A 22,234-nucleotide genomic window follows, 5' to 3' on the forward strand; every position below is an offset into this window, starting at 1 on the left:
TAGTTGATTTCCCAATTGTGACAGTTTTTCTAGAAGTCGTTCATCGTCGGAAAATAATAGCATGATAGTACCTCGTTGATCTTAGTAGTTCTATTATCTCATAAAACTTAGGGAGTGAAAATAAAGAAAAGCAGGTATTTCTACTGTAGTGGAACCATCAGCAGTTAAAAACAACTGCTAGATGGCGGAGATTTTGAGACCTTGGCTCAAAATTTAGTGATGAGACTCCGAAGGAGACTGCTCACGTCCGCACTACCAAATAGGAATACCTACTTATTTGAAATAAGGCGACAATAAGTATGAGTTTTTAGAGGTGCCCTTAACAAAGCTATGAACTCAAGAAAGGAAATAGAAAAATGACAGAAAAACAAAAATACAAAGTTGGGAATAAACTGCTTATGGAAGTGGTAGTCGATGCTTTTTCTGAAGCGGGTAACTACCGTTTAACTAGTCCAAAAGGCGAGTTTCTTGAATGGTTTTCAGAGGCTGAAATTGAAAAATGTTTGGCAGACACCCCACCAAGACCAAAAGTCACTCAGGAGGTGATGGATTGGTATAGGAAAGACTACCCAAATGAGGAAGAAAAGTCTGTTGATGAAGTTCTTGATAAGTTTGCAAATACTGCTCCTATCGATAGTGATGTACCTAAATGGTTATTTCAATCTGGGTGTAGTGTTTCTGAACTTAATAAGCGCCAACACGCTCTTGCGACCCTTATTGCTTATGGACCGGAAGCCGTCGAGGTTATCAAGGAGAAGAGGTATAAAGTGAGAATCCCTAACGAGGGCATGGGACCTGACTACCTAGTTAAAGGTTCTGGAGGTCAAATCTTTCTTGCTCAAAAAGGTTTTTTTGATGACTTGAGGTATGAACTAACAGAAGAAGAAATTAAACGCAACCATGAACCACTATGGGGAACAGAGTGGGTAAAGGAGGTGGAGTGATGGACTTATCTACAGTATTTTTAGTGATTGCAGGCCAGGTTGGTTTAGGGATGATTCTGTGCTTTGCTTTTGTAATTTATGCTTTCAAAGAGTTCAACAAGAGCCGTGAGAAATCTAGGAAAGAGTTCGATGAGAGGCAGAAAGAATTTGATGAGAGGTGGAGGAAGGCAAATGAACATAGACGATGAATTCCTCGGTTACAACTGCACCCGCTGCAATAAGCTAATCTATGAAACTGATAGTGATTTCCACTGGTTTACTGCTTTTAAAAAATGCAAGCTGTGTGTGAATCGGGAGGTGAAAAATGAGGAATACAAATAATGAACTTAGATATGCTTACCTATTGTCGAGGATCAGTGATATCGTCATGGTAATTAATAAAGAATTGATGAATGATCGGATAGAACCTAAACCTCTGTACATTAAAGTTACGCCTGACGGAGAGTTTTCAGTACTCTATGGCGAGGAAGACAAAGGGTGGTTAGATGGTTAGAATCAAAAAGAGCACCAGATTCCCTGGCGGAAAGAACAGACTGATCCTAACGCTATGGGCAGACAATGTTTATACGAATTGCACTTATGCGACGATTAGCTTATCGAGACCGAGTACCCAGCATAAATTTATTTCAGTCTGGTTGAATGAGCTGAAAGACTATGGGTATGCTGTCAAAGTTTTTGCTAAACTCTATAGCAAGTATAGCCTGTTAAGCGAAAAGACAATTGAGCACTATGCCAGGGAAATTGCCAGTAAGTTATTAGATTTAGGCTTGATTGGAGGTGGCTGATGTTCAAGTACTTAATTTGTAAGTTGAAGGGGCACGTCCTGAAGTTAGAACGTGACCACGAGGGTGCTTGGTATCCCAAATGCCGAAGGTGTGGAGGTAAGTTGAGTTTATGACAGATATTCGAAAACGTTTAGCTTCGCTGAAGTATATCGATAGCAAGATTAAATCGCTGCAGCAGGAAATTGTAAGTCTGAAATCGAGTATTTTTAAATCGCAGCAGTATTCTGATGAGCCGAAAGGCGGGAATCTGAACAATAAGTCTGAAGATTTGAATATTTCGATTATTGATAAATCCAATGAGTTGTATACCGAAATTGACTCTCTTCTAGCAGAGAGAGATGAATTGGTCCAAGCTATCGAGTCGCTGGATGATCCTTTAGAAAATATAGTGATGCGCTTATTGTATATAAATCGTATGCAATGGAGTGACGTTCTGTGTGAGTTAGGTGCAGGAAATGGAACTGTGCAGAGAGCTCGAGATAGTGCCATTCATAAACTTTCTCAAAAGTTTGGTAAAGATGGTAACATTGGTAATTCTAAGGTGCTAAACTAGTATTATCACCAGTTGGGCAGAAGCGGTGATAAGTATCTCCTAATTTATTTTTCGGGATGTTTTCTCCGATTGCAAATCGGTTGGGAAGTAGCTCAGTGGAAGAGCCGTCTAAGTCGCAGGTTCGATTCCTGCCTTCCTAATAGCAGAGTAGAGTAGTAGGGAGCTCACTAGGTTCATAACCTAGAGGTCGTGGGTTCGAGTCCCACCTCTGCAATTTGAGTCATGCGAGAGCGTGGCTTTTTATTATGCAGAAAAGGAGGTGATGGTCATCGCCAAATTGACACTAAAACAAAAGCGTTTTGCAGATGAGTACATCATCTCGGGAAATGCGACAGAAGCAGCTATAAAGGCAGGTTACTCGAAAAAGACGGCAAAAGAAATTGGAGCACAGAACTTAACAAAACTTCACATCAGCAAATATTTAGGCGAACAGCTTGCCGAACTCAACTCCAAGACAATTGCAACAAAAGAAGAGGTCTTGTCCTACCTAACGTCAGTCATGAGAGGCGAGCAGACTGAACAGACCCTTAGGGGAACTGGTGAAGGTGCACAGTCGATTATTGATATTGACGTGGGAGCTAAGGACCGAATCAAGGCTGCAGAGCTACTTGGTAAGCGGCATAGGCTGTGGACTGATAAGGTGGAGGCTGAGGTACAAGGAACGGTGGTGTTTGCGAATGAGTCAGAAATCCTTGATTAAGAACCTGCCAGCAATTGTTGGAAAAGGGTATGGCAAGTATTGGCACTCCACAAACTTCTATCGAGTTGTAAAGGGCAGCCGTGGTTCAAAGAAGTCAAAAACAACAGCACTCAATTTTATTGTTCGCTTGTTGAAGTATGAGTGGGCTAATCTGTTGGTAGTTCGCAGGTACTCGAATACTAACAAACAATCGACTTACACAGATTTCAAATGGGCCTGCAATCAGTTGGGGGTTCTACACTTATTCAAGTTTAATGAGTCGTTACCGGAAATCACTGTCAGAAAAACAGGTCAGAAAATTCTATTTCGAGGGCTTGATGATGAGTTGAAAATCACATCCATTACGGTCGATGTTGGCATTCTTTGCTGGGCCTGGTTTGAAGAAGCGTACCAGATTGAAAGTGAAGCCAAGTTTTCAACAGTTGTCGAATCTATCCGGGGTAGTTTAGATGTTCCGGATTTCTTCAAACAAATCACAGTGACTTTCAACCCCTGGTCGGAACGACACTGGCTCAAGAAAGTATTTTTTGATGAAGATACGAGGCGAGCAGATACCTTAGCTTTGACGACCACCTACAGAGTCAATGAGTGGCTTGATGAGGTCGATATCCAACGATATGAGGATTTATACCTGACTAACCCTAGGCGGGCTAGAATCGTCTGTGATGGCGAATGGGGAGTCGCTGAGGGCTTGGTGTTCGATAACTTTTCAGTTGTTGACTTTAACATTGACCAAACGATTCAGCGAATCAATAAAACAACGGCTGGTCTGGACTTTGGTTTCACTCATGATCCGACTGCTCTAGTTTGTTCGGTGGTCGATTTGGAGAAAAAAGAAATCTGGATATACCGAGAACATTATCAGAGAGGAATGTTGACTGACGCTATTGTTAAAATGCTGAAAGACAATCAGCTGGAACGAACCCTATTGACTGCAGACAGTGCGGAAAAACGGCTGATCGCCGAAATCCGAAGTAAAGGGATTTCTGGTATTGTGGCTAGTTACAAAGGGAGAGGATCTGTCATGCAAGGGATTCAGTTCTTGCAAGGATTCAAGATTCACATTCACCCATCTTGTGAGAATACTATTGAGGAGTTTAACACTTACACATTCGCACAAGACAAAGAAGGAAATTGGTTGAATGAACCAATCGATAAGAACAACCATATCATCGATGCCTTACGATATTCGATGGAACGGTATCACATTAAACAAAAATCTACTCAATTCGATGTCTTGAGAGCGGGTTTCGGATTATAGGAAAGGAGAAACATGGGCTATATTGAAACTTTTAGTGATAGCACAGGAAGAAGTAAGCAGTTAGAGTTCCGGTTTCACCGCGAAGCTCGCCTTCGTTATCGTGTGAACAGTTTGGCAGAGCTTGAAGCGAATGACTACTCATTGCTTCGTGACTATCTCTCCCATCATGAATCTACTCAAAGACCACGGATTCAAGAGCTTTATGATTATGCCGAAGGCAACAACCATGAAATCAGCAAGGTTGGTCGACGCAGAGAAAAGGATATGGCGGATGTCAGAGCAGTTCATAATTTCGGTAAAGCCATTTCTAGCTTCAAGCAGGGGTATCTAGTTGGTAACCCTATCCGAGTTGATTATGAGGAAGACACGGCTACAGATGACGCTTTAAAAGAGCTGGCTAGGTTGAATGATTTTCACCAATTGAATCGAGACCTGGTTCTTGATTTATCGAAAGTCGGTCGGGCTTATGACTTGATTTATAGAGCTAAAGACGATACTACACGAGCAGTAAAACTGGATCCACTAGGGACATTCGTTATATTTGACATGACCTTAGAAAATCATAGCGTGGCTGGTGTACGGTATTATCGAAAATCCCAGTTTGATGAAACTATCAAGATTGTTGAACTTTATACGAATAGTCGAATAGTAACTTTTGAATACGATGGAAAGCTAATTGAGGTGGCCTCTACCCCTCACGCTTTTGGTCTGGTCCCTATTACAGAGTATCTGAATACTGGGAATGGTATGGGAGATTACGAAACGGAACTTTCTCTGATTGACCTTTACGATAGTGCTCAATCGGATACAGCTAACTATATGCAGGACTTATCAGACGCCATCTTAGCGATTTTTGGTCGTGTGTCATTCCCTGACTATGTAGACACCGTTGAAAAACAGATTGAATATTTGTCAAAAATGCGCCAAGCTCGCTTCATGAACATTGAGCCTCCGGTTGATGCTGATGGTAAAGAGGGGAATGTGGATGCTAGGTATCTCTATAAGCAGTACGATGTCAATGGTACAGAGGCTTACAAGAAGCGTGTCGTCAATGACATTCACAAATTTACGAATACACCGGACATGACAGATGAACATTTCTCTGGGGTCCAGTCTGGTGAGGCCATGAAGTGGAAAGTCTTTGGTCTGGACCAGGAGCGTGTCGACATGCAGGCTCTTTTTGAACGTTCTCTTAAGCGTAGGTATCGGTTAATTGCGGCGGTTTCAACACTTCTTAAAGAAATCAAGGATTTTGACGTTGCTAAGCTAAAAGTGACCTTCACTCCGAACCTGCCTAAGTCCTTGCAGGAGAAAATCGAAGCCTTCCAGGCTCTCGGTGGTGAGCTTTCCAAAGAAACAGCCATGCAGATTACTGACATTGTGGAGGATCCCAAGGCTGAATTGGATAAGTTGAGCAAGGAGGATGAAGAATTCAGTCTTTTAGCCCAGAAGATAGCCAAAAATCAACGCTTAGCCGATAAGGATTTAGACGATGAACAATGATTATTGGAAAAAGAGAATAAGGGCGGAGCAAGAAGCTAAGATTGAGCGTGATGCAAGTCTTGGTGAGGAGATGAAACGCCTTTACGATTATCATTTTTCTGAAATTGAAAAAGAAATCCGTGCTTTTGAGCAACGCTATGCTGATAAAAACGGCTTGACCCTTAAAGATGTCAGGGAAAGAGTTTCTGACATGGATGTTCAGGCTTTTGAAGAAAAAGCCAAGCGCTATGTTGCAGAAAAAGATTTCTCCGCTAAGGCCAATTCAGAGCTTGCCCTCTATAATCTGAAAATGCGCATGAAACGCTTGGAGTTGCTTCAATACCAAATGGACTTGGAGATGATTGCTTTGTCAGACTCGGAGCATAAGATGACGGAAAAATTCTTAAATCAGGAGTATGCGAAAGAGTTGGAGCTACAAGCGGGTCTTTTGGGTGGGTCTGTCTTATCTGATGGTGCTATCAAGCAAATGGCTCAAGCAACACTTAATACGCCATTCAAAGGAGCAACTTGGTCCAGTCGTATCTGGGAAAGACAAGATGAACTCCGCCACATCGTAGCTAAGATGACAGAGGATTTATTGCTGAGGGGTAAGAACCTAACAGAGATGATTCCAAGGCTTAGACGAGAGTTTGGGGTATCTGCTAGCGAGGCAAGACGACTGGCAGTCACAGAAGGTGCTAGAGTTGCGACAGAAGCCCAGAAACAGGCTTTTGATGCTAACGGCTACACGGAGTATGAATTCATTTCAGAACCTAAAGCTTGTGAGATTTGTAAGCCCTTGGATGGGAAAATCTTCAAAGTAGCCAAGATGACACCAGGAGAGAATGCCAGCCCCATGCATCCCCATTGTCGCTGTTCAACAGCAGCGCATTACTCGCTTAGTGATGAGGAGTATAAGCGGATCTTGAAAGAGTCTTGGGAATCAGTCTACGGATCGAAAAAGCTTGGAAGAATGTCAAATAAGTTGTACAATGACAATATGAGCGATGTTAAAAATAGTGGAGCTATATCAGAGCGCCGAGGAGATATTAAGAAACAACAGGATGAATTTGCTGAGAGGTATTATTCTCAATTAAAAAATTCAAATCGTGAAAATATCATTTCTAAAATGGTATCATCTAGTTTACTTCCAAAAGAAACTGTTGCAATTGCTTTGAAACATGTATTGGATGACCAATATTTATTATGGGATAGTGAAGAATATGAATATCGTGTTCGTAATTTTTACCCTCACTACGATATGGCGCAAAGCTTACAGCGATTATATCTAGGAAATCCGTTAAAAAGTGATATAATGATGTTACAGCATGAGAGTTTGGAATCAGAGTATATGAGTAAGTATAATTTACCGTATGATGAAGCCCACAGACTTGCAAATCAACAATACAATTACGAGGAGGCTGATAAACATGGGAAAAATAGATAACCAAATGATTGTTTTGTATGAAATTGCTGACAATGCCGATGTTCGCCAGTATTCAGCAGTTAGCGGTGAACGAAAAGGTATTGCTACATACAATAAAAAAGAAAAATCATATTTTTACGAAGGAGATGATTTACAGGATTTCACAGATTTTGTAAAAAATACATTAGTAGGTAGTGTTTTAAAAAATAAAGTTTTACCCGCTAAAATTGTTCATGGTTTTGGGTAGTAGGCTATGAAACTTGAATGAAAAGGAAGCACCTAGAGCAATCTAAGTGCTTTTTTCGTACCCTGGAAAGGAGTAAGTATGAACAAGCGAATGATGAAGAAGCGTGAGCTTGCAACTCGTTTACGAATTGCAGAAACCCACATCGATTTTCTGATCCGCGAGAACATTAGGTTGAATCGATTGGTTGAGCAGAATGCGCAGGCTACAAACAACGAGTTTGAGTCAGTTCGGAACGAAATTCGTAAAAAACAAAAGAAAGGTTTCGTGAAGCGGTGGTTGTGATGGCAAAGTTTGTAAAACGACCAGTTGTTATTGAAGCAGCGAGATTTTATGATTCACCTGAGTCCTTGGAGGAATTATCAAAACTGGGTCTAGATCCGGTAAATGTTGATTACTCTGACTCAGATGCCCCACTCTTAAAGGTTCGTACTCTAGAAGGGATTATGGAAGCCTCGGAAGGAGACTATATCATAAAAGGAGTGGAGGGAGAATTCTATCCCTGTAAGTCCGATATCTTTCATAAGACCTACGACAGGATATTAAGTTAGGAGTTCGTTATTATCGACTCCAACCGTCTGGAATTCCATACGGTTTTTATTATGCCCGAAACATGCTCAAGGCTTAAAACTGCGCAAGAGAATATAGTCAGACATGACTCAAAACAAGGAGGCCAACATGGCAGATTTAGTTGAAAACGGTGTAGTGGAAGAACAAACTCAGGAGGAGGTCGACACTCAAGAGGAGGTTAAATCGGACGCTGCAACAGAAAAGACATTCACTCAAGCAGAAGTAACCGAAAAGATTCAACAGGCTGTAAATCGTGCAGTTGCTAAAGCTCACAAAGAGGCTGAGGAGAAATTCAAGGCTGAACAGAATGAAGCTGAGAAGTTAGCGAATATGAATGAGAAGGAAAAATCTGACTATGAGCGTGAGAAACTTCTGGCAGAGTTGCAATCGCTAAAAGATGAAAAGACTCTGAATGAGATGAAGGGGATTGCTCGTGACATGCTTTTAGAGTCTAGAATTACGCTAGCTGACGGGCTTTTGAATCGATTGGTGACTCTTGATGCCGAGGAGACGAAACAGGCTGTAACGGACTTTATTGCAGCTTTTAACGAGGCGGTCTCTGAAGAAGTTAAGAAAACCATTCGACAAGATGCACCAGGACTCGGTTCTGATGTATCAAAACAATCCAATTATGGGGCTAGTCTTGCTAAGGGCAAGAAAACTAGTGGGAAATTAGTGTAAGGAGGCTAATATGGCAGAAAAGAAACTTTTTGGAGTTGCTGAAATCTTGCATAACATGACCTATGAAGCGATTTCGGTGACAATTGATAAAGAAACTACTGGTACAGTGACTGAAAATGGTCGAAAAATTGTCAAGGCAGGTACACTCCTAGCTGGAGATGGTGCTTCCGTTTTTGAAGACCGTAAGAAAAAGGTCAAAGCGAACACGACTGCGCCAGATGGGGTTTTGCTCTATGATGCAGATGTGACAGACGGCAACGCGGTAGCTTCCCTGGTCTACCGTGGAACTCTCCGTGCTGATAAGGTAAACGGTGGGTCTGTTACTGATGAAATCAAGGGAAAACTCCCTCATATCCAATTTGTGAAAGGAGCTTGAGAAATGGCTTTAATTTATGATATTGTGACTGCCCCTAATTTGGCAGGTTTTTGGAACACCTCTCAAGCGAATGTGGAAACAAGCTTGGGGGAGCGTGCTTTTCCGGCTAAAAAACAACTTGGCTTGAAGTTGGCCTTTATTAAGGGATCAGCGGGCTTGCCGGTTGTTATTCGTGCTTCTGCTTTTGATACCGAAGCTACTCTTCGTGAGCGGATGAACGTAACCCTTAATGAGGAAGAAATGCCTTACTTTAAAGAAGGTATTGTCGTTAAGGAATCAGACCGTCAACAGCTCAACTTGATTGCTCAAACAAACAATCAAGCTTTGATTGATACCATTATTGAGGGGATTTTTGATGATGAAACCCGCCTTTTGAGTGGGGCTCATGCCCGCTTGCAGGCTATGCGTTTCCAAGTTTTGGCGACTGGTAAAATTGGTATTCTATCAAATGGTGTAGCTCGTGATATTGATTATGGTGTGGCTGATACCAACAAGGGCTCTGTAAAAACAGCTTGGTCTGATGCTGCAACTGCGACTCCTTTGGCGGACATCTCGAAAGCTATGGACGCTCTTGCTGCAACTGGAGCTAAGGCAGAGGTGTTGATTTTAAACTCTAAGACTTTCGCAGAAATCAAGAATGCCAAGTCAACCCTTTTTGCCATTAAACCAACAGCTCCTGACGCAGCTGGCGTAACCAACCGAGAATTGACCAATTATCTTGAGTCTGAGTACGGTCTTGCGGTTGCCCTTGAAAATGGGATCTACAAAGATGATGATGGAATCACCAAGAAATTCTATCCAGATGGACGGGTAACCCTTGCTCCAAATGGCTCGCTTGGTAAAACTGTCTTTGGTACCACACCAGAGGAATCAGACTTAATGGGTGGTAATTCAGAAGCTGCCAAGGTTGCTATTGTCGATACGGGTATCGCAGTAACCACCATCAAGCATGCTGACCCGGTAAACGTGGAGACTAAGGTTTCTATGATTGCTTTACCATCCTTTGAGCGTTTGGATGAGGTCTATATGCTTTCTACTGTGCCAGAAGCCTAGGAGGGCAGATTATGGGGAATGTAATTAAGACTTTCCGATGTAAAGAAACCCAAGAAATCTATTACATCGGGGAAACCTATAAAGGGGGCAGGACAGAGGAGTTGACTGCCCTCGGTTTTTTGTCGGATGAGCTTAGCTCCTTGAAACTGGATGAGCTTAGAGCCAAGCTAGACGAACGTGGCATCGAGTACAATCCTAAAGCGAAAAAACAGGAGCTGCTGGATTTATTAAGCTAGGAGGTATCCTATGACCGAGTTAGATAAAAGCGCTGTGCTAGCGGATGTGAAATTAGACTTGGATATCGAAGACGACCTCCAAAACAATTTACTTCTATTGCTCATCCGAAAGGTGATGGACCATTTTAAGCTGGCTTATTCAGTAGAATCAGTTGATGAGATTTTTGCTTTTGTCATTGAAGATTGTACAATCAAACGCTTTAATCGCAGGGGTTCAGAGGGTGCAAAAGCGGAATCGATCGAAGGGCACTCTGTGACTTACGATGACGCTGCGTCCGAGTTTGAGCCTTATGATGACCTTATTCGCTCAAAACTAAGCCTTTTAGAGACCAAGGAACGCCGGGGAGGGATTCATATACTATGAGATACAACCAGCGTGTGAGACTTATCCGAGAGGAAAAGAAACGCTATGACAGCAAGTTAGGGCGAATGGTGTCGGACAGAAAGGTGATAGCCGATTTACCGTGTTTTACCTCTCCTGTGAGGGTTGAGTTGTTAAATGCCCTAGGTGGCAAGTTGAACCAGTCTAGCTTGGTTATTCACACCAGAGGATATAAAGGAAAGGTCGATTCTGTTGAAATAGACGGGCGGCCTTTTACTATTGTTCAAGAACCGGTTCAAAGGAATGGGAGAACCATTTTTTATGTAAACGAGGTGCTAGATGGCAATGCTAGAAATTAAAGGAGACGAGCCTTTATTGAAGCACTTGCAGACTGCTGCGAGTTTGAGGGCTCATAAAGAAGTTGTCAAAAAGCATGGTTCCAATCTTCAAAAAGGGGCTCAACGAAGAGCTGTTTTTAGAGGTCATTGGCAAGGGAAGAAGTTTGTGAAGCCAACAGGAGCTACTAAGCGTTCTATTAAGCTTCAGATTACAGATGGGGGTCTTGTGGCTAGAGTCAAAGCAGGGACGGATTATTCGGGTTACCTCGAAAAAGGGACACGGAAGATGTCGGCTCAACCGTTCATGAAGCCTGCTTTTGAGGCAGTCCATCCCAAATTCGTAGATGATTTAAGGAGAGCTGGTCTTGCTAAATAAACAACCGGACCAGCAGTTGCATGACGAGCTGATTCGTCGGGCTACTGATTTAGGATTAGACGCTTACCCTTTCTTGCCAAAAGAGGGGACGCCCTATCCCTTTATGACGGTGGCCTACACCCAGTTGCTGCCTAGACCGACTAAGTCTTATTTACTTGGGACAGTCATTGCCCAAGTTGATATCTGGGGCACGATTGATGACAGAAAACTGGTGTCAGATTGGATTGGAAAATTGATGCAGGAATTTTCTACTATTCGAGAAATTGATGGTCGGAAGTGGTCCATGGATTTATCCAGTTCATCTGAAATTTTAAAGGATGATTCGACGGATGATATGCTCTATCATGGAGTGCTGGATTTAAAATTTAAATTTTATTAGAGAGGAAAACAAAATGGCAAATTTTGGTAAAGACAAAATCTTGATGTTCCGTAAACTCGGAGATAAAAAAGCGGCTGCTAAGCTAGCTCTGCAAACAGAACACTCTTGGAACTACGAGCGTTCCAATGAGGCAACCAAGACCAAAGATGGAGCGGTTGTTTCAGATGGTGGTCTTGAGGTTACTCTTCAGATTGAGGCAGTGGCTAGTCATGATGAATTGAATAAAATGTTGAAGGATTCGGTTCTTCAAGGATTTAAGCTGGAGGTTTGGGAGATTGACCTAGCTGGAACGAAACAGGGTGGTAAGTACCCAGCGCTCTATGCTCAAGGCTCTCTGTCAAACTGGGAAACTCCCGCTAATGTAGAGGAGTTGGAGACCATTTCAACAGAGATGGCGATTGACGGCAAACCGGTTGAGGGCTATGCTACTCTGACCGCCGACCAAGAAGCAGCAATTCGCTATGCCTTTGCAGACACAACAGCTATTACAACATCAGGCAACTAGGTTGAGGGGGCTTTCCCCTCTTTTATTTTTACAAAGGAGACAAAACAATGAAACAAATTGAAATTAACGGCAAATCTTATGATCTACACTACGGCATCGGCTTTATTCGGGAGATGGATAAGCGCCATGAGGTGAATGGTAACGGTGTTTCCTTCGGGATGGGGATTCAGGCAGCTGTGATTTATCTACAGGACTATAACCCTGTTATTCTTGCAGACATTATCCAGGCAGCAACCATGACCCTACGCAGTCGCCCCTCCATTGCAGAGATTGAATTATGGATTGAAGAGCAGGGTGATGATTTGGAGCAAGCTTTTGACGATTTTTTATCTGCCTTAAAGACTGCGCCAATGACCAAGCTAAAAGTCAAGAAAACCCTAGAAGCGATGGAGGGCTAGAATCGAAAAAGACAACAGTGGCAAACGATTCTCAGGAAATCTATGAGGACATGTTGGCCACTGTTTTTGCTTTTTTCGGTATCGGCGATTTCAACGAGGCTAATCGAATGACCTTATTTGAATATCGAATTCGCAACCGTGGTCGTATGATGACTCAGTTGGAACGTGAGAAGGACTTACATCTTCAAGCTTTTTTGAATCGACGTATAAAAGAAACGACAAAAGACGGAAAAGAGTACAGGTTCAAAAGTTTCAAGGATTTCTACAACGAAGATAAGCGCTGGAAGGAAAAACTTGGAAAAGGGCAGTCTACTCCAGTTAATGAGAATCTGATAGCCATTGCGAAACGCATGAAACATTACAAGAAAGGAGGGTACTAATGGGCGATACAAGCTATACAGTTGAAGCCATATTGAAGGCTCGAGATAGTGGATTTTCAAGTGCTTTTAAAAAAGCAGAACAATCCGTAACAGGTTTGACTGGGATGGCAGGAAAAGTTGGCTCAGTTTTTAAATCGGTTCTTGGGGCAAACTTGGTCAGTTCTGCTTTGACAGCAGGAATTGGGGCTGTTACCTCTGGAATTGGTGGAATGGTTTCTGAATTAAATAGCTCGCAAAAAGCCTGGAAAACCTTTGAGGGAAATATGCAAGCTTTTGGGAAATCGGGTGCAGAAATTGCAGCCGCTAAACAAGAGATGCAGGATTTTGCCACTAAGACTATCTATTCTGCTTCAGACATGGCTAGCACCTATTCACAATTAGAGGCTGTGGGAACCAAAAATGTAGGTAGTCTCGTTAAAGCTTTTGGTGGTTTGGCAGCTTCTGCGGAGAACCCTTCCCAGGCGATGAAATCTCTATCTCAACAAGCGACTCAGATGGCATCAAAGCCTAAAGTTGCTTGGCAAGATTTTAAAATCATGATGGAACAAGCGCCTGCCGGTATGGCAGCTGTTGCAAAAGAGATGGGCATGTCTACAGATGAGCTGGTTGCAGCGGTTCAAGATGGAAAAATCAGCACAGAAGAATTCTTTGACGCTATGGAGCGAGCTGGAAATTCTGATGCTTTCCAAAAGATGGCCACTGAATTTAAAACAGTAGACCAGGCCATTGATGGATTAAAAGAAGGTCTATCGAATAAATTGATGCCCGCATTTGATAAATTGAATGAATTCGGAATCAAAGCGGTTAATGCCGTTAGCAACGCCATTGATAAAATCAATTTTGATAAGCTGGCTAAGGGACTAGGTGATTTTCTCAATAGAATTGACATTGAGGGGATCGTTGAAAAAGTAGCCGGTGTGTTATCGACAATTGGGGGATTGTTCAAGTCGGCATTTGCAACAATTGGAGATACAGGTCTCTTTCAGAACCTATTGCATACGTTTGATTTACTGGGTTCTGTAGCTGCGCAAGTTTTTGGAGGCATGGTGTCGGAGTCGAATACTTTTTCAAACGCTATGGAAGCAGTCGGAGAAGTGTTCAATCTTTTTATTTTTTCAGTTCAAGATGCCATTACAGCCGTTGGAGATTTTATTTCAGGTCTACAAAAAGCAGGGGCTATCGATGCTGTTGTAGATGCTTTTTATGACTTGGTAAAAGCCGGCCTAGACCTGTCTGAAAAGTTGTCAGGGCTTATTCCCTGGGAAGCTATTGGAGTAGCTGTAGGTTATGTTATCAAGTTCATTTCCAAAGTTGTTCAAGCGATTGCCAACTTGTCACAAATGATTAGTGGTGACATTTGGAGGGGAACAGTTTCGGGTGTTGCTGGGGCTATATTGGCTTTTAAGGGTTTTAATTTCCTAAAATCTTTTAATCCATTCAGTATTTTTAAAAAGAAAGCAGAAGAATCTGTAGATGGTGCTACAAACGGTATCAAAAAGTCCAAAAGTACAATCTCACAGATTTTTAATGGGATTTCTAATGTGCTTAAATCCGCGGGAAATGCTTTGAAGTCAACTTTCCAAGGATTAGGGGGTGCTTTAAAATCTACTTTACAAGGCTTAGGGAAAACTTTTGAGGGTTTTGGAAAAGGATTTGGCGCTGCTATGAAGGGCATCATGCAAGGAATGAGAGGGCTAAATCCAGCTACTTTAATTGCATTTGGTACTTCATTTGCGATTGCGGCAGTTGGTATTGGTGCAGCAATTGCCATTATAGCTGCAGGTTTTACCTTGTTAGCCACACAGAGCCAAGGAGTTTCTGAAATACTCAGAGCTGTAGGTGATGTGATTGTTAGTGTGGGAAAAGCTATTGGTACAGTTGTTCAAATGGCTTTTCAAGGTTTGGCTGATGCCTTAGTTACTGTCGCTCCTGTTCTACCAATTGTAGCTACAGCTTTTGCCATGATGTCTCCAGCTATTACAGCAGTAGGCGAAGCTATTGCAGCCATTATAGAATCCTTTAGCGGACTAGCTCCTGTTATTACAGCTTTAGGAGATGCTATTAGCCAGGTTGTTTCAGCGATTAGTTCTGGAGTAGCTGAAATTATCACAGCTGCAACTCCCATTGTGGAGATTATCAGCAATACCTTTACTACCCTTGTACAAATTGTCGCAGACTCCATTGTGCAGATTGTTCAAGCACTAGCACCATTCATGCCTGCGGTAACTGAAATGGTGGTCGCCGTTGCTCCGGTATTGTCTCAGATTATTGATGCTTTTAATAATCTAGTTGATAATCTTGGTCCGATTATCGATTCGATTACGGAGTTGTTTGGAACCTTGGGTGAACAGATTAGTGATATTCTGGAGGGCGCACAAGGGGTAATTGATAGCTTTGGTGGTGCTGTTCGAAATGTTCTAGATGGTATCTCTGGAATCTTTGATTCAATCGGAAATGCAGCTTTAAATGCAGGTCGTGGAGTCAAGGAGATGGCCCAGGGAATTAAGATTCTAGTTGACATGAATATTGTTGATCTAGGTGAAACGCTCTTCAAAGTTGCATCTGGACTTGGTGATATGGCTAAACACTCTGGAGCTATGACTAAACTTGGTTCAGCAATGTCCCAAGTCGGAAAAGGAATGACTTCATTCTCAACTGAAGCAGAACCTGCAGCAGCAGCCATGACTGCTTTTAGTACAGGTATTGGGCCACTGAAAGAAACCATGGCGCAACTTCCGCAAATCATGACAACTGCTGCAACAGGATTCCAGACATTTACGGCTCAAGCAGTCGCAAGCCTAGCAGGCTTATCAGCGATTAATGCACCGATTGCCTTATTCAAAGACCAGATTAGTTCGATTGGGCCAACGCTACTTGTAGCTGGGGCAGGAATGACCCTGTTGGCCACTCAATTCTCCGTGGTTGGAGTATCACTTGGGGCTCTTACAGCAGGTTTTACAGCTTTAAGCGCAGCTTTGGCAATGATATCAGCAAGCATGTCCCAAGTTGGATCTAGCGCAAGTCAAATTGTCGGTCAATTGAATGGGATTCCGGGTGCTACCCAGGCGGTCGTGTCTGCCTTTAATACTATGAGTAGCCAAGTACAATCAGCTATGAACCGAGCCCTACAGGCGGTTATTTCGGTTGGGAATCGGATGAAAGCTCAAGGACGTCAGATTGGTCAGCAAACTACTCGAAACCTAGCCCAAGGGATTCGAAGTGGTGCTGGTCAAGTTTCTGGCTCCATGAGTTCGTTGATGCAAGCGGCGGTATCTAGAGCGCAGGCTGGAGTTGGAGCTATGCGAAATGCGGGGGCAATGATTGGCCAAGGCTTAGCGCAAGGAATGCTTTCAGCACTGGGGGCAGTGACAGCTGCAGCAGACGCATTAGTTGCTCAAGCGGAGCGTGCTGCTCAAGCCAAGGCTAAAATCCATTCTCCATCTCGACTGTTCCGTGATGAGGTTGGTATTTTCATAGGTCAAGGGATGGCTGTCGGTATCGAAAAGAGCGCTAAGTTTGTGACGAAGGCTATTGATGATTTAGTCGAAGAAGCTAGTGAAATCGATTTGCGTCTGGACGATTTGTTTGATAACCGTTTGAGTTATCAGGCAAATCTTGGGGAAATCAAGGGGGATATTACCCACCAATTGGTCAATCGTAGAGAGGAAAGGCATTTTGATGCTCTTAGCGAAGCTCTAGATACTATTCAAGCTTCTCTTGGTCGTGAGGTTGTATTCAATATCAATGGTCAAGAGTTTGCTCGGGTAACTGGTAGGGATATAGCTAGCTATCAGGCTAACGAAGCACGGATCAACAAATTATTGAGGGAAGGAAAACGGTGATGGATGAAAAAATCATAATGACTTACAACGATGTGAATTTTAGTGATTTGATTGATGTCATCTCAGTTGAAAGGGATATCGGGAATAAGCGCGATGTGACTACCAATCCGGCTCTGACCCTCGGGGCTACAGTAAATCGGGTTAAAGTAGGCATGAAAGAAATTCGAGTTCGTTTTTCTTTGGCTTCAGTGAAGCTATCTGATATTCAATTTGTTGATACTACGCAACCTTACGAATTAAGATATAAAAATCTCAATAAGCTGAGAGAAAAAATTGCGGGGCTGTTACACACGACAGTCCCTTTAAAATTGGAATTCTCGGATGAACCAGATCGTTATTATTGGGCTTTGTCTGATGGCGATATTTCGCTCGGAGCTATCACGACTTGGTATGACGAGGCGACAATCACCTTCCTAGTCCCCGATGGTGTTGCCCATTCTACTACCTATAAGGAGGTCACCACCCACCGTATAGAAAGTGACCGAATTATCTACACGGTTGATAACCAGGGGACAGTTGATGCCTTCCCAATCATCGAAGTAGAACATGAAGAGTCGAATGGCTATTTAGCCTTTGTCAATCGTGAAGGTATCAGCGCTTTGGGTGATGAATCAAAGGTCGATGCGGATGCCTATGTTCGACCTTCTGAACCTCTGCTCGATTTTAAGGGAGGGAGACTCTTTAATAGTGTATCTCTTCCTTCTTCCTCTTACGGAAGTTCTTCTGGCGGGTCTCGAATGGAGTTCATTTCAAATAACGATAGAGGTTACAGACTACGAATCACTCTTGAAACACTTAGTCAAAATACCAGCTCTCGAACCAGTCAAGTTAAGATGAGGGCTCATCTCTTGAATCAGGGATGGACCTTCGCTTTGTATGACATCAATGCTTCCGTTACAGTTAGTGGCCAAACCTTTACTTACTCAGGGCGGCCGCAAATGCTGACAAAAAACTCCAGCATTCTTTTGATCGAGAAAACAATTTCGGTCACTCATGATGGGAATGGTGCCAAAACTATCTCTGTTTCTGGCTGGCTAACTGGTCAAGGGGGCTACTCACCCAACCGTTTGACTGTCCGCACTTCTAACTACAGTCTTCCAAGGCTGGCTCTATCTAGTCATTCTAGTGGACATACTCAAGCAAGCGGGCCTAATCTAGCACAAAAGAATGTCGCAGTCAGAAACGACAATAGCGACCTTCAGAATGCTAGTCTCAAGGTTGAAAATGCTTGGGGGCGGAATCACTTAGCACTAAACGCCCTGGGAACTATTGGTCAGAATCAAGGTGCAAGTTCGGCCGGCTTGACCTGGGTTATTCCAGGGAGTGAGCGAACTACAAATGAATATATCTGGTGGCGTCAGATTTTTTGGTGTGGGCGTGTGAACCAGCGAGGTTTTCTCAAGGTCATTGTTTCAGACGAAAGTGGCGCCTTCCTTTATGGTGTGGAGACCATCAAACGGGGAGCTGATTTTGAGACCGAGTACAATTTCTTTGCCACAGACGGCAAAGGTGGTTTTGAGTTTTTGAAACAATGGAAATTCAAACCGAGCCACAAAAACGAGGAGAATCCATTCAATAGGGACCGCGGTTGGTCGGATTTGAACCGGAAAGATGACCAGGTTGACGTTTATTGGTTTGGTTCTCATTTCCGGGTAACTGTTCCCAACATCAAAGGGAAGAAAGCGGCTAAGATTCATGTTGTTTTGGGCGGTTATCCAGGTAGCGAATGGCCAACGCATATGTACCTTGATGAACTTTACTTCCGAATGGACTTCGGTAAAAAGTTCACGGATAAGCCAACCAATGCTTTTGGCAAACAGTCCAAAGTCGTCATCAATTCGGAAGACGACACGATTCAGGTTGACGGCGTGATGAATGCCAATCTTTTGATTGACGGCGCTGGTTTTATCCGGCTTCCTCCGGGAGAGTCGGAACTTCAGTTCTTTGCCTCCAAGTGGACTAGAAAGATGCCTCGGGTAACAATACGATTTGAGGAAAGGTGGTTATAGTGCTATTAACAATTCACGATGCGAACTTGAAAAAAGTTGCCTTTGTCGAGAATGACAAAGATGGCACTTTGAATTTTTTTAATGACGAGTGGCGCCGTAATTTAGAGACAGCCTCTTCGGTGTTTAATTTTTCGGTCTATAAAAAAGCCCTCAAATACGATACGATGACCTCTAAAACTTATAATGTTTTAAATGAGCGAGCCTTTGTCTCTTTTCGCTACAAAGGTCGGACTTATCTATTTAACGTGATGACAGTTACAGAGAACGAGGATTCTATTGAGTGCTCCTGTTATTACCTATCATTAGAGCTTACCAATGAATATCTAGGAGCTTATAAGTCAGATAAAGCCATGACCTTTATTGAGTACATGAATCTCTGGGAAATGGTTCAGAATAATGCCATTAAAATTGGAATTAATGAGGTCAAGGATCAACAACGAAAACTGGAGTGGGAAGGCGAAGATACAGCTTTAAACCGTCTACTATCCATTGCCAATAAGTTTGATGCTGAAATTGAGTTAGTTACAAAACTAAAAGCGGATTCTTCCTTAGACTCTTTCATCTTGAATATCTACAAGGCCAATGATGGAAAAGGGGCTCAAGGGGTTGGTAAGAGACGTTCAGACATTCTTTTACAGTATGGTCGGAATGTAAAAAACATCACTCGAACAATTGACAAAGCTGAGATTTTTAATGCCATCATGCCTACTGGTACTTCAAATCAGTCCACGGATGATCCCAAAAAAGGGACTGCTACCAAACAAGCGACCACCAAAACAGGCTACACTGGTTCAGAAATCAAGTATGCAGGCAAGACCCTATCTAAGGAAAACCTGTCCAAGATTGTTGAACATTGCCGCAGGAACGATTTGCTTATTTCGGGGGTTATCTGTCAGCTCTATCTAGAAAGTAATTGGGGGAATTCCAACGTTGCTAAGATGGACAATAACTGGTCAGGAATGAGTGGTGGTGCCCAGACGCGACCTTCTGGGGTTGTGGTGACAACTGGGTCCTGGCGTCCAGCTAATGAAGGCGGGACCTATATGCACTATGCCAACCTAGATGACTTCTTCAAGGATTATACCTACCTTTTGGCCCATCAAGAGATTTATGCGGTGAAAGGCAAGAAGGATATCGAAGGTTATACCAACGGGCTTTTTCGTTCGGGTGGGGCTCGCTTTGACTATGCAGCTTCTGGTTATGGGCATTACATTGGTCTCATGCGTTCCATTCGTTCTGGAGTCAATCAGGCTAACAATGGGGTTTTGGATAAGCTTGATCGTGGAGAATTGATTGGAAACCTTGGCGGACCTGCGGAGGTTTCTTCTGCGACTAAGGACCCACGGATTGACAAGATGGTCCAGTGGTTTGAAGCAAGGCAAGGTAAAGTCACTTATTCCATGGCGAGCCGTGGTGGGCCATCGTCTTATGATTGTTCGTCGGCTATTTATTATGCTATGCAACATGCGGGCTTTCAGGGGATTGGGACCTGGGCCTTTTCGACAGAGACTGAACACGATGCTCTTAAACGGGCAGGTTATCAATTGGTGGCAGAAAATCGCCAAATCCCTCTCCAGCGTGGAGACATCCTTATATGGGGCAAGCGTGGATACAGTGCTGGGGCTGATGGGCATACAATGCTCATGAAAAACAACTCGGATATGATTCACTGTAACTTTCGGCATAATGGTATCTCAACCAACAACTATCAAGCATATCTCCAAAGTATGGGGCGAGCGGTCTATACATACGTTTACCGTATGCCGAACCAAAGGGGAGACAACACTTCTGGTGCTCCGAAAACAGAAGCGGTTCTGAGAGAAGCGGATAGTCTTAAAAATCGTACAGTCGGTTCTGGTGAGTGTTACGGCTTAGCAGCTTGGTATTCGATGAAGCTTGGTGGCCCTGGTCTCGGCGGTGGAGTGACAGGAATTACCGACGTCATTGGTGACACCATGCGGGCTTCTCATATTGGGGATGGCTATAATTTTGCCAAATATGGCTGGAAAGTGGTTCGTGGCGGTGGAGACATCCGAGCGGGTGGTCTCTACAATGTGAAGCCTAATTATGGACCGATGGGGACTGGTTACTATGGTCACACAGGTATCATTCGGAAGGTTGAAGGCAATCAGGTTACAGTTCTTGAACAGAACTATGGCGGTAAGCGCTACGTGGTTCAAAATACCTATGGGATGGACATCTTCCGGAATTGTATTCAGACGATCTGCTACCCTCCAGAGTTGGCCAAGGGTGGATCAGCAACAGCTAGTCCTAAACCAGTTGAGAAAAAGGAAGAAGCTAAAGCAGAGGTTACCACAACTACAAATGAAGTTGTGGAGGTCAAGATTGACCCTAAGAAGTACCAGGAATGGAAGAACGAGAAGGGTCAGGTTGAGTTCTATCTCAAAAATGGGGTGCTCTATGCCCCGCTATCTCGGGATCTTTATCCATCTGTCTTATCTGGTCGAGAAACAAGTGATAACTGGATCCGCAAGGACATGAAGATTGAAACGGATTCGCAAGAGACCTTGATTTCGAATGGTTTGCGGGAATTGCGAAAACATGCCTATCCGAAAATCACGTATGAAGTGGACGGATATGTAGACCTAGAAATCGGGGATACCGTAAAGATTCGTGATGAAGGTTTCACACCAACACTCATCCTCCAAGCTCGGGTATCTGAACAGACCATTTCCTTCACCAATCCTAGCAGCAATAAGACTGTCTTTTCGAATTTTGTCGCCTTAGAAAACAAGGTGTCGAAAAATCTCATGAATGAGTTGGAGAAGATGGTTGAGGATGCGCGGCCTTATGAAATCCGCCTTACAACGGATAATGGGGTCGCTTTTAAGAATCACAATGGTTCGTCGCTCTTGACGGCCCAGCTTTTCAAAGGTAAGACCGAGCGTCAAGCCATCTTTCTCTTTAAGGACCTGGAAGACAGGTTCCTGGGGACCAACCAACAATTGGAGGTTAAAGGGAGCGATGTTGAAGAGGTTTTGAATGTAGTAGTTGAGGCCTATGTCGATAATGTTCTTGTTGCTAAAACGGATATTTCTTTCACCAATGCCATGGATGGGGCAGTCGGAAGGGCTGGTGAGAAAGGGGCAGACGGACGGACGCCTTATTTCCATACAGCATGGGCGGATAGTGAAGATGGCCGGCTTAATTTCACGGTCGAGGATAGTGCCAATAAGGAGTACATGGGAACCTATAGTGACCACACCCCGGAGGATTCGACTGATCCAGGACACTATAAGTGGGTCAAGGTTAAAGGTGATGACGGACAGGACGGGCAAGATGGGCGCGGGGTGGTCAATTACACCAACTATTACGCTCTGACTGATTACGAGGGCGGGGTTACCGTTCCGCAC

The 22,234-nt window shown here is 43.4% G+C and carries 23 protein-coding genes, 2 tRNA genes and 1 pseudogene; all 26 read left to right on the forward strand.

Annotated elements, in window-relative coordinates; genetic code table 11:
• Window positions 1–356 precede the first annotated feature (356 nt).
• Entirely contained in the window at window positions 357–944 is a 588-nt protein-coding gene (locus tag E5983_RS00865; protein WP_160332060.1) for a DUF1642 domain-containing protein, read from the forward strand.
• Entirely contained in the window at window positions 944–1,132 is a 189-nt protein-coding gene (locus E5983_RS00870) for a hypothetical protein (protein WP_160332061.1), read from the forward strand. Before E5983_RS00865 ends, E5983_RS00870 begins: the two co-directional genes overlap by 1 nt.
• Window positions 1,133–1,838: 706 nt before the next feature.
• Window positions 1,839–2,282 (forward strand): DUF1492 domain-containing protein, encoded by a 444-nt coding sequence (locus E5983_RS00875; protein ID WP_160332062.1) that lies wholly within the window; start codon window positions 1,839–1,841, stop codon window positions 2,280–2,282.
• 81 nt (window positions 2,283–2,363) lie between these two features.
• Window positions 2,364–2,422: transfer RNA gene (locus E5983_RS00880), tRNA-OTHER, on the forward strand.
• A gap of 1 nt (window position 2,423) precedes the next feature.
• Window positions 2,424–2,496, forward strand: a tRNA-Met gene (locus E5983_RS00885).
• A 54-nt stretch (window positions 2,497–2,550) separates the two neighbouring features.
• On the forward strand, window positions 2,551–2,982 hold the full coding sequence (locus E5983_RS00890) for a terminase small subunit (RefSeq protein WP_414486743.1): 432 nt from the start codon (window positions 2,551–2,553) through the stop codon (window positions 2,980–2,982).
• Window positions 2,960–4,243, forward strand: a complete 1,284-nt coding sequence (locus tag E5983_RS00895; RefSeq protein WP_160332064.1) for a PBSX family phage terminase large subunit — start codon at window positions 2,960–2,962, stop codon at window positions 4,241–4,243. Before E5983_RS00890 ends, E5983_RS00895 begins: the two co-directional genes overlap by 23 nt.
• A gap of 12 nt (window positions 4,244–4,255) precedes the next feature.
• Window positions 4,256–5,746 carry a phage portal protein gene (locus tag E5983_RS00900; protein ID WP_160332065.1) on the forward strand — a complete coding sequence of 497 codons (1,491 nt, stop codon included), beginning with the start codon at window positions 4,256–4,258 and terminating at the stop codon, window positions 5,744–5,746.
• Window positions 5,736–7,172, forward strand: a complete 1,437-nt coding sequence (locus E5983_RS00905; protein ID WP_160332066.1) for a minor capsid protein — start codon at window positions 5,736–5,738, stop codon at window positions 7,170–7,172. The genes E5983_RS00900 and E5983_RS00905 overlap by 11 nt, the downstream gene beginning before the upstream one ends.
• Window positions 7,156–7,398 (forward strand): hypothetical protein, encoded by a 243-nt coding sequence (locus E5983_RS00910; protein WP_160332067.1) that lies wholly within the window; start codon window positions 7,156–7,158, stop codon window positions 7,396–7,398. Before E5983_RS00905 ends, E5983_RS00910 begins: the two co-directional genes overlap by 17 nt.
• Before the next feature lie 78 nt (window positions 7,399–7,476).
• Window positions 7,477–7,680 (forward strand): hypothetical protein, encoded by a 204-nt coding sequence (locus E5983_RS00915; protein WP_160332068.1) that lies wholly within the window; start codon window positions 7,477–7,479, stop codon window positions 7,678–7,680.
• Window positions 7,680–7,946 (forward strand): hypothetical protein, encoded by a 267-nt coding sequence (locus tag E5983_RS00920; RefSeq protein ID WP_160332069.1) that lies wholly within the window; start codon window positions 7,680–7,682, stop codon window positions 7,944–7,946. Before E5983_RS00915 ends, E5983_RS00920 begins: the two co-directional genes overlap by 1 nt.
• A 127-nt stretch (window positions 7,947–8,073) precedes the next feature.
• Window positions 8,074–8,646, forward strand: coding sequence for a DUF4355 domain-containing protein (locus E5983_RS00925; RefSeq protein ID WP_160332070.1), 573 nt, complete (start codon window positions 8,074–8,076; stop codon window positions 8,644–8,646).
• A gap of 10 nt (window positions 8,647–8,656) precedes the next feature.
• Window positions 8,657–9,022 carry a hypothetical protein gene (locus E5983_RS00930; RefSeq protein ID WP_160332071.1) on the forward strand — a complete coding sequence of 122 codons (366 nt, stop codon included), beginning with the start codon at window positions 8,657–8,659 and terminating at the stop codon, window positions 9,020–9,022.
• A 3-nt stretch (window positions 9,023–9,025) separates the two neighbouring features.
• Window positions 9,026–10,075, forward strand: coding sequence for a major capsid protein (locus E5983_RS00935; RefSeq protein WP_160332072.1), 1,050 nt, complete (start codon window positions 9,026–9,028; stop codon window positions 10,073–10,075).
• 11 nt (window positions 10,076–10,086) lie between these two features.
• Window positions 10,087–10,311, forward strand: coding sequence for a HeH/LEM domain-containing protein (locus tag E5983_RS00940; protein ID WP_160332073.1), 225 nt, complete (start codon window positions 10,087–10,089; stop codon window positions 10,309–10,311).
• Between the two features lie 10 nt (window positions 10,312–10,321).
• Window positions 10,322–10,675 (forward strand): phage head-tail connector protein, encoded by a 354-nt coding sequence (locus E5983_RS00945; RefSeq protein ID WP_160332074.1) that lies wholly within the window; start codon window positions 10,322–10,324, stop codon window positions 10,673–10,675.
• The gene (locus E5983_RS00950; protein ID WP_160332075.1) at window positions 10,672–10,992 is read left to right on the forward strand and encodes a hypothetical protein; all 321 of its coding nucleotides are present in this window, start codon (window positions 10,672–10,674) and stop codon (window positions 10,990–10,992) included. Before E5983_RS00945 ends, E5983_RS00950 begins: the two co-directional genes overlap by 4 nt.
• The gene (locus E5983_RS00955) at window positions 10,973–11,347 is read left to right on the forward strand and encodes an HK97-gp10 family putative phage morphogenesis protein (RefSeq protein ID WP_160332076.1); all 375 of its coding nucleotides are present in this window, start codon (window positions 10,973–10,975) and stop codon (window positions 11,345–11,347) included. The genes E5983_RS00950 and E5983_RS00955 overlap by 20 nt, the downstream gene beginning before the upstream one ends.
• Window positions 11,337–11,726: a hypothetical protein gene (locus tag E5983_RS00960; protein ID WP_160332077.1), complete on the forward strand. Its 390-nt coding sequence runs from the start codon at window positions 11,337–11,339 to the stop codon at window positions 11,724–11,726. The genes E5983_RS00955 and E5983_RS00960 overlap by 11 nt, the downstream gene beginning before the upstream one ends.
• Before the next feature lie 13 nt (window positions 11,727–11,739).
• Window positions 11,740–12,231: a phage major tail protein, TP901-1 family gene (locus tag E5983_RS00965; protein WP_160332078.1), complete on the forward strand. Its 492-nt coding sequence runs from the start codon at window positions 11,740–11,742 to the stop codon at window positions 12,229–12,231.
• Window positions 12,232–12,278: 47 nt separating this feature from the next.
• Entirely contained in the window at window positions 12,279–12,629 is a 351-nt protein-coding gene (locus tag E5983_RS00970; RefSeq protein WP_160332079.1) for a tail assembly chaperone, read from the forward strand.
• Window positions 12,630–12,646: 17 nt separating this feature from the next.
• Window positions 12,647–13,009: a hypothetical protein gene (locus E5983_RS00975; RefSeq protein WP_160332080.1), complete on the forward strand. Its 363-nt coding sequence runs from the start codon at window positions 12,647–12,649 to the stop codon at window positions 13,007–13,009.
• Entirely contained in the window at window positions 13,009–16,851 is a 3,843-nt protein-coding gene (locus tag E5983_RS00980; protein WP_160332081.1) for a tape measure protein, read from the forward strand. The genes E5983_RS00975 and E5983_RS00980 overlap by 1 nt, the downstream gene beginning before the upstream one ends.
• Window positions 16,851–18,860: a distal tail protein Dit gene (locus E5983_RS00985; protein ID WP_160332082.1), complete on the forward strand. Its 2,010-nt coding sequence runs from the start codon at window positions 16,851–16,853 to the stop codon at window positions 18,858–18,860. Before E5983_RS00980 ends, E5983_RS00985 begins: the two co-directional genes overlap by 1 nt.
• 164 nt (window positions 18,861–19,024) lie before the next feature.
• Window positions 19,025–21,001: pseudogene (locus E5983_RS10170) on the forward strand (phage tail spike protein); the annotation flags it as partial.
• Between the last annotated feature and the right edge of the window lie 1,233 nt (window positions 21,002–22,234).

The organism is Streptococcus danieliae, from assembly GCF_009767945.1.
In the GTDB taxonomy this organism is placed as follows: Bacteria; Bacillota; Bacilli; order Lactobacillales; family Streptococcaceae; genus Streptococcus; species Streptococcus danieliae.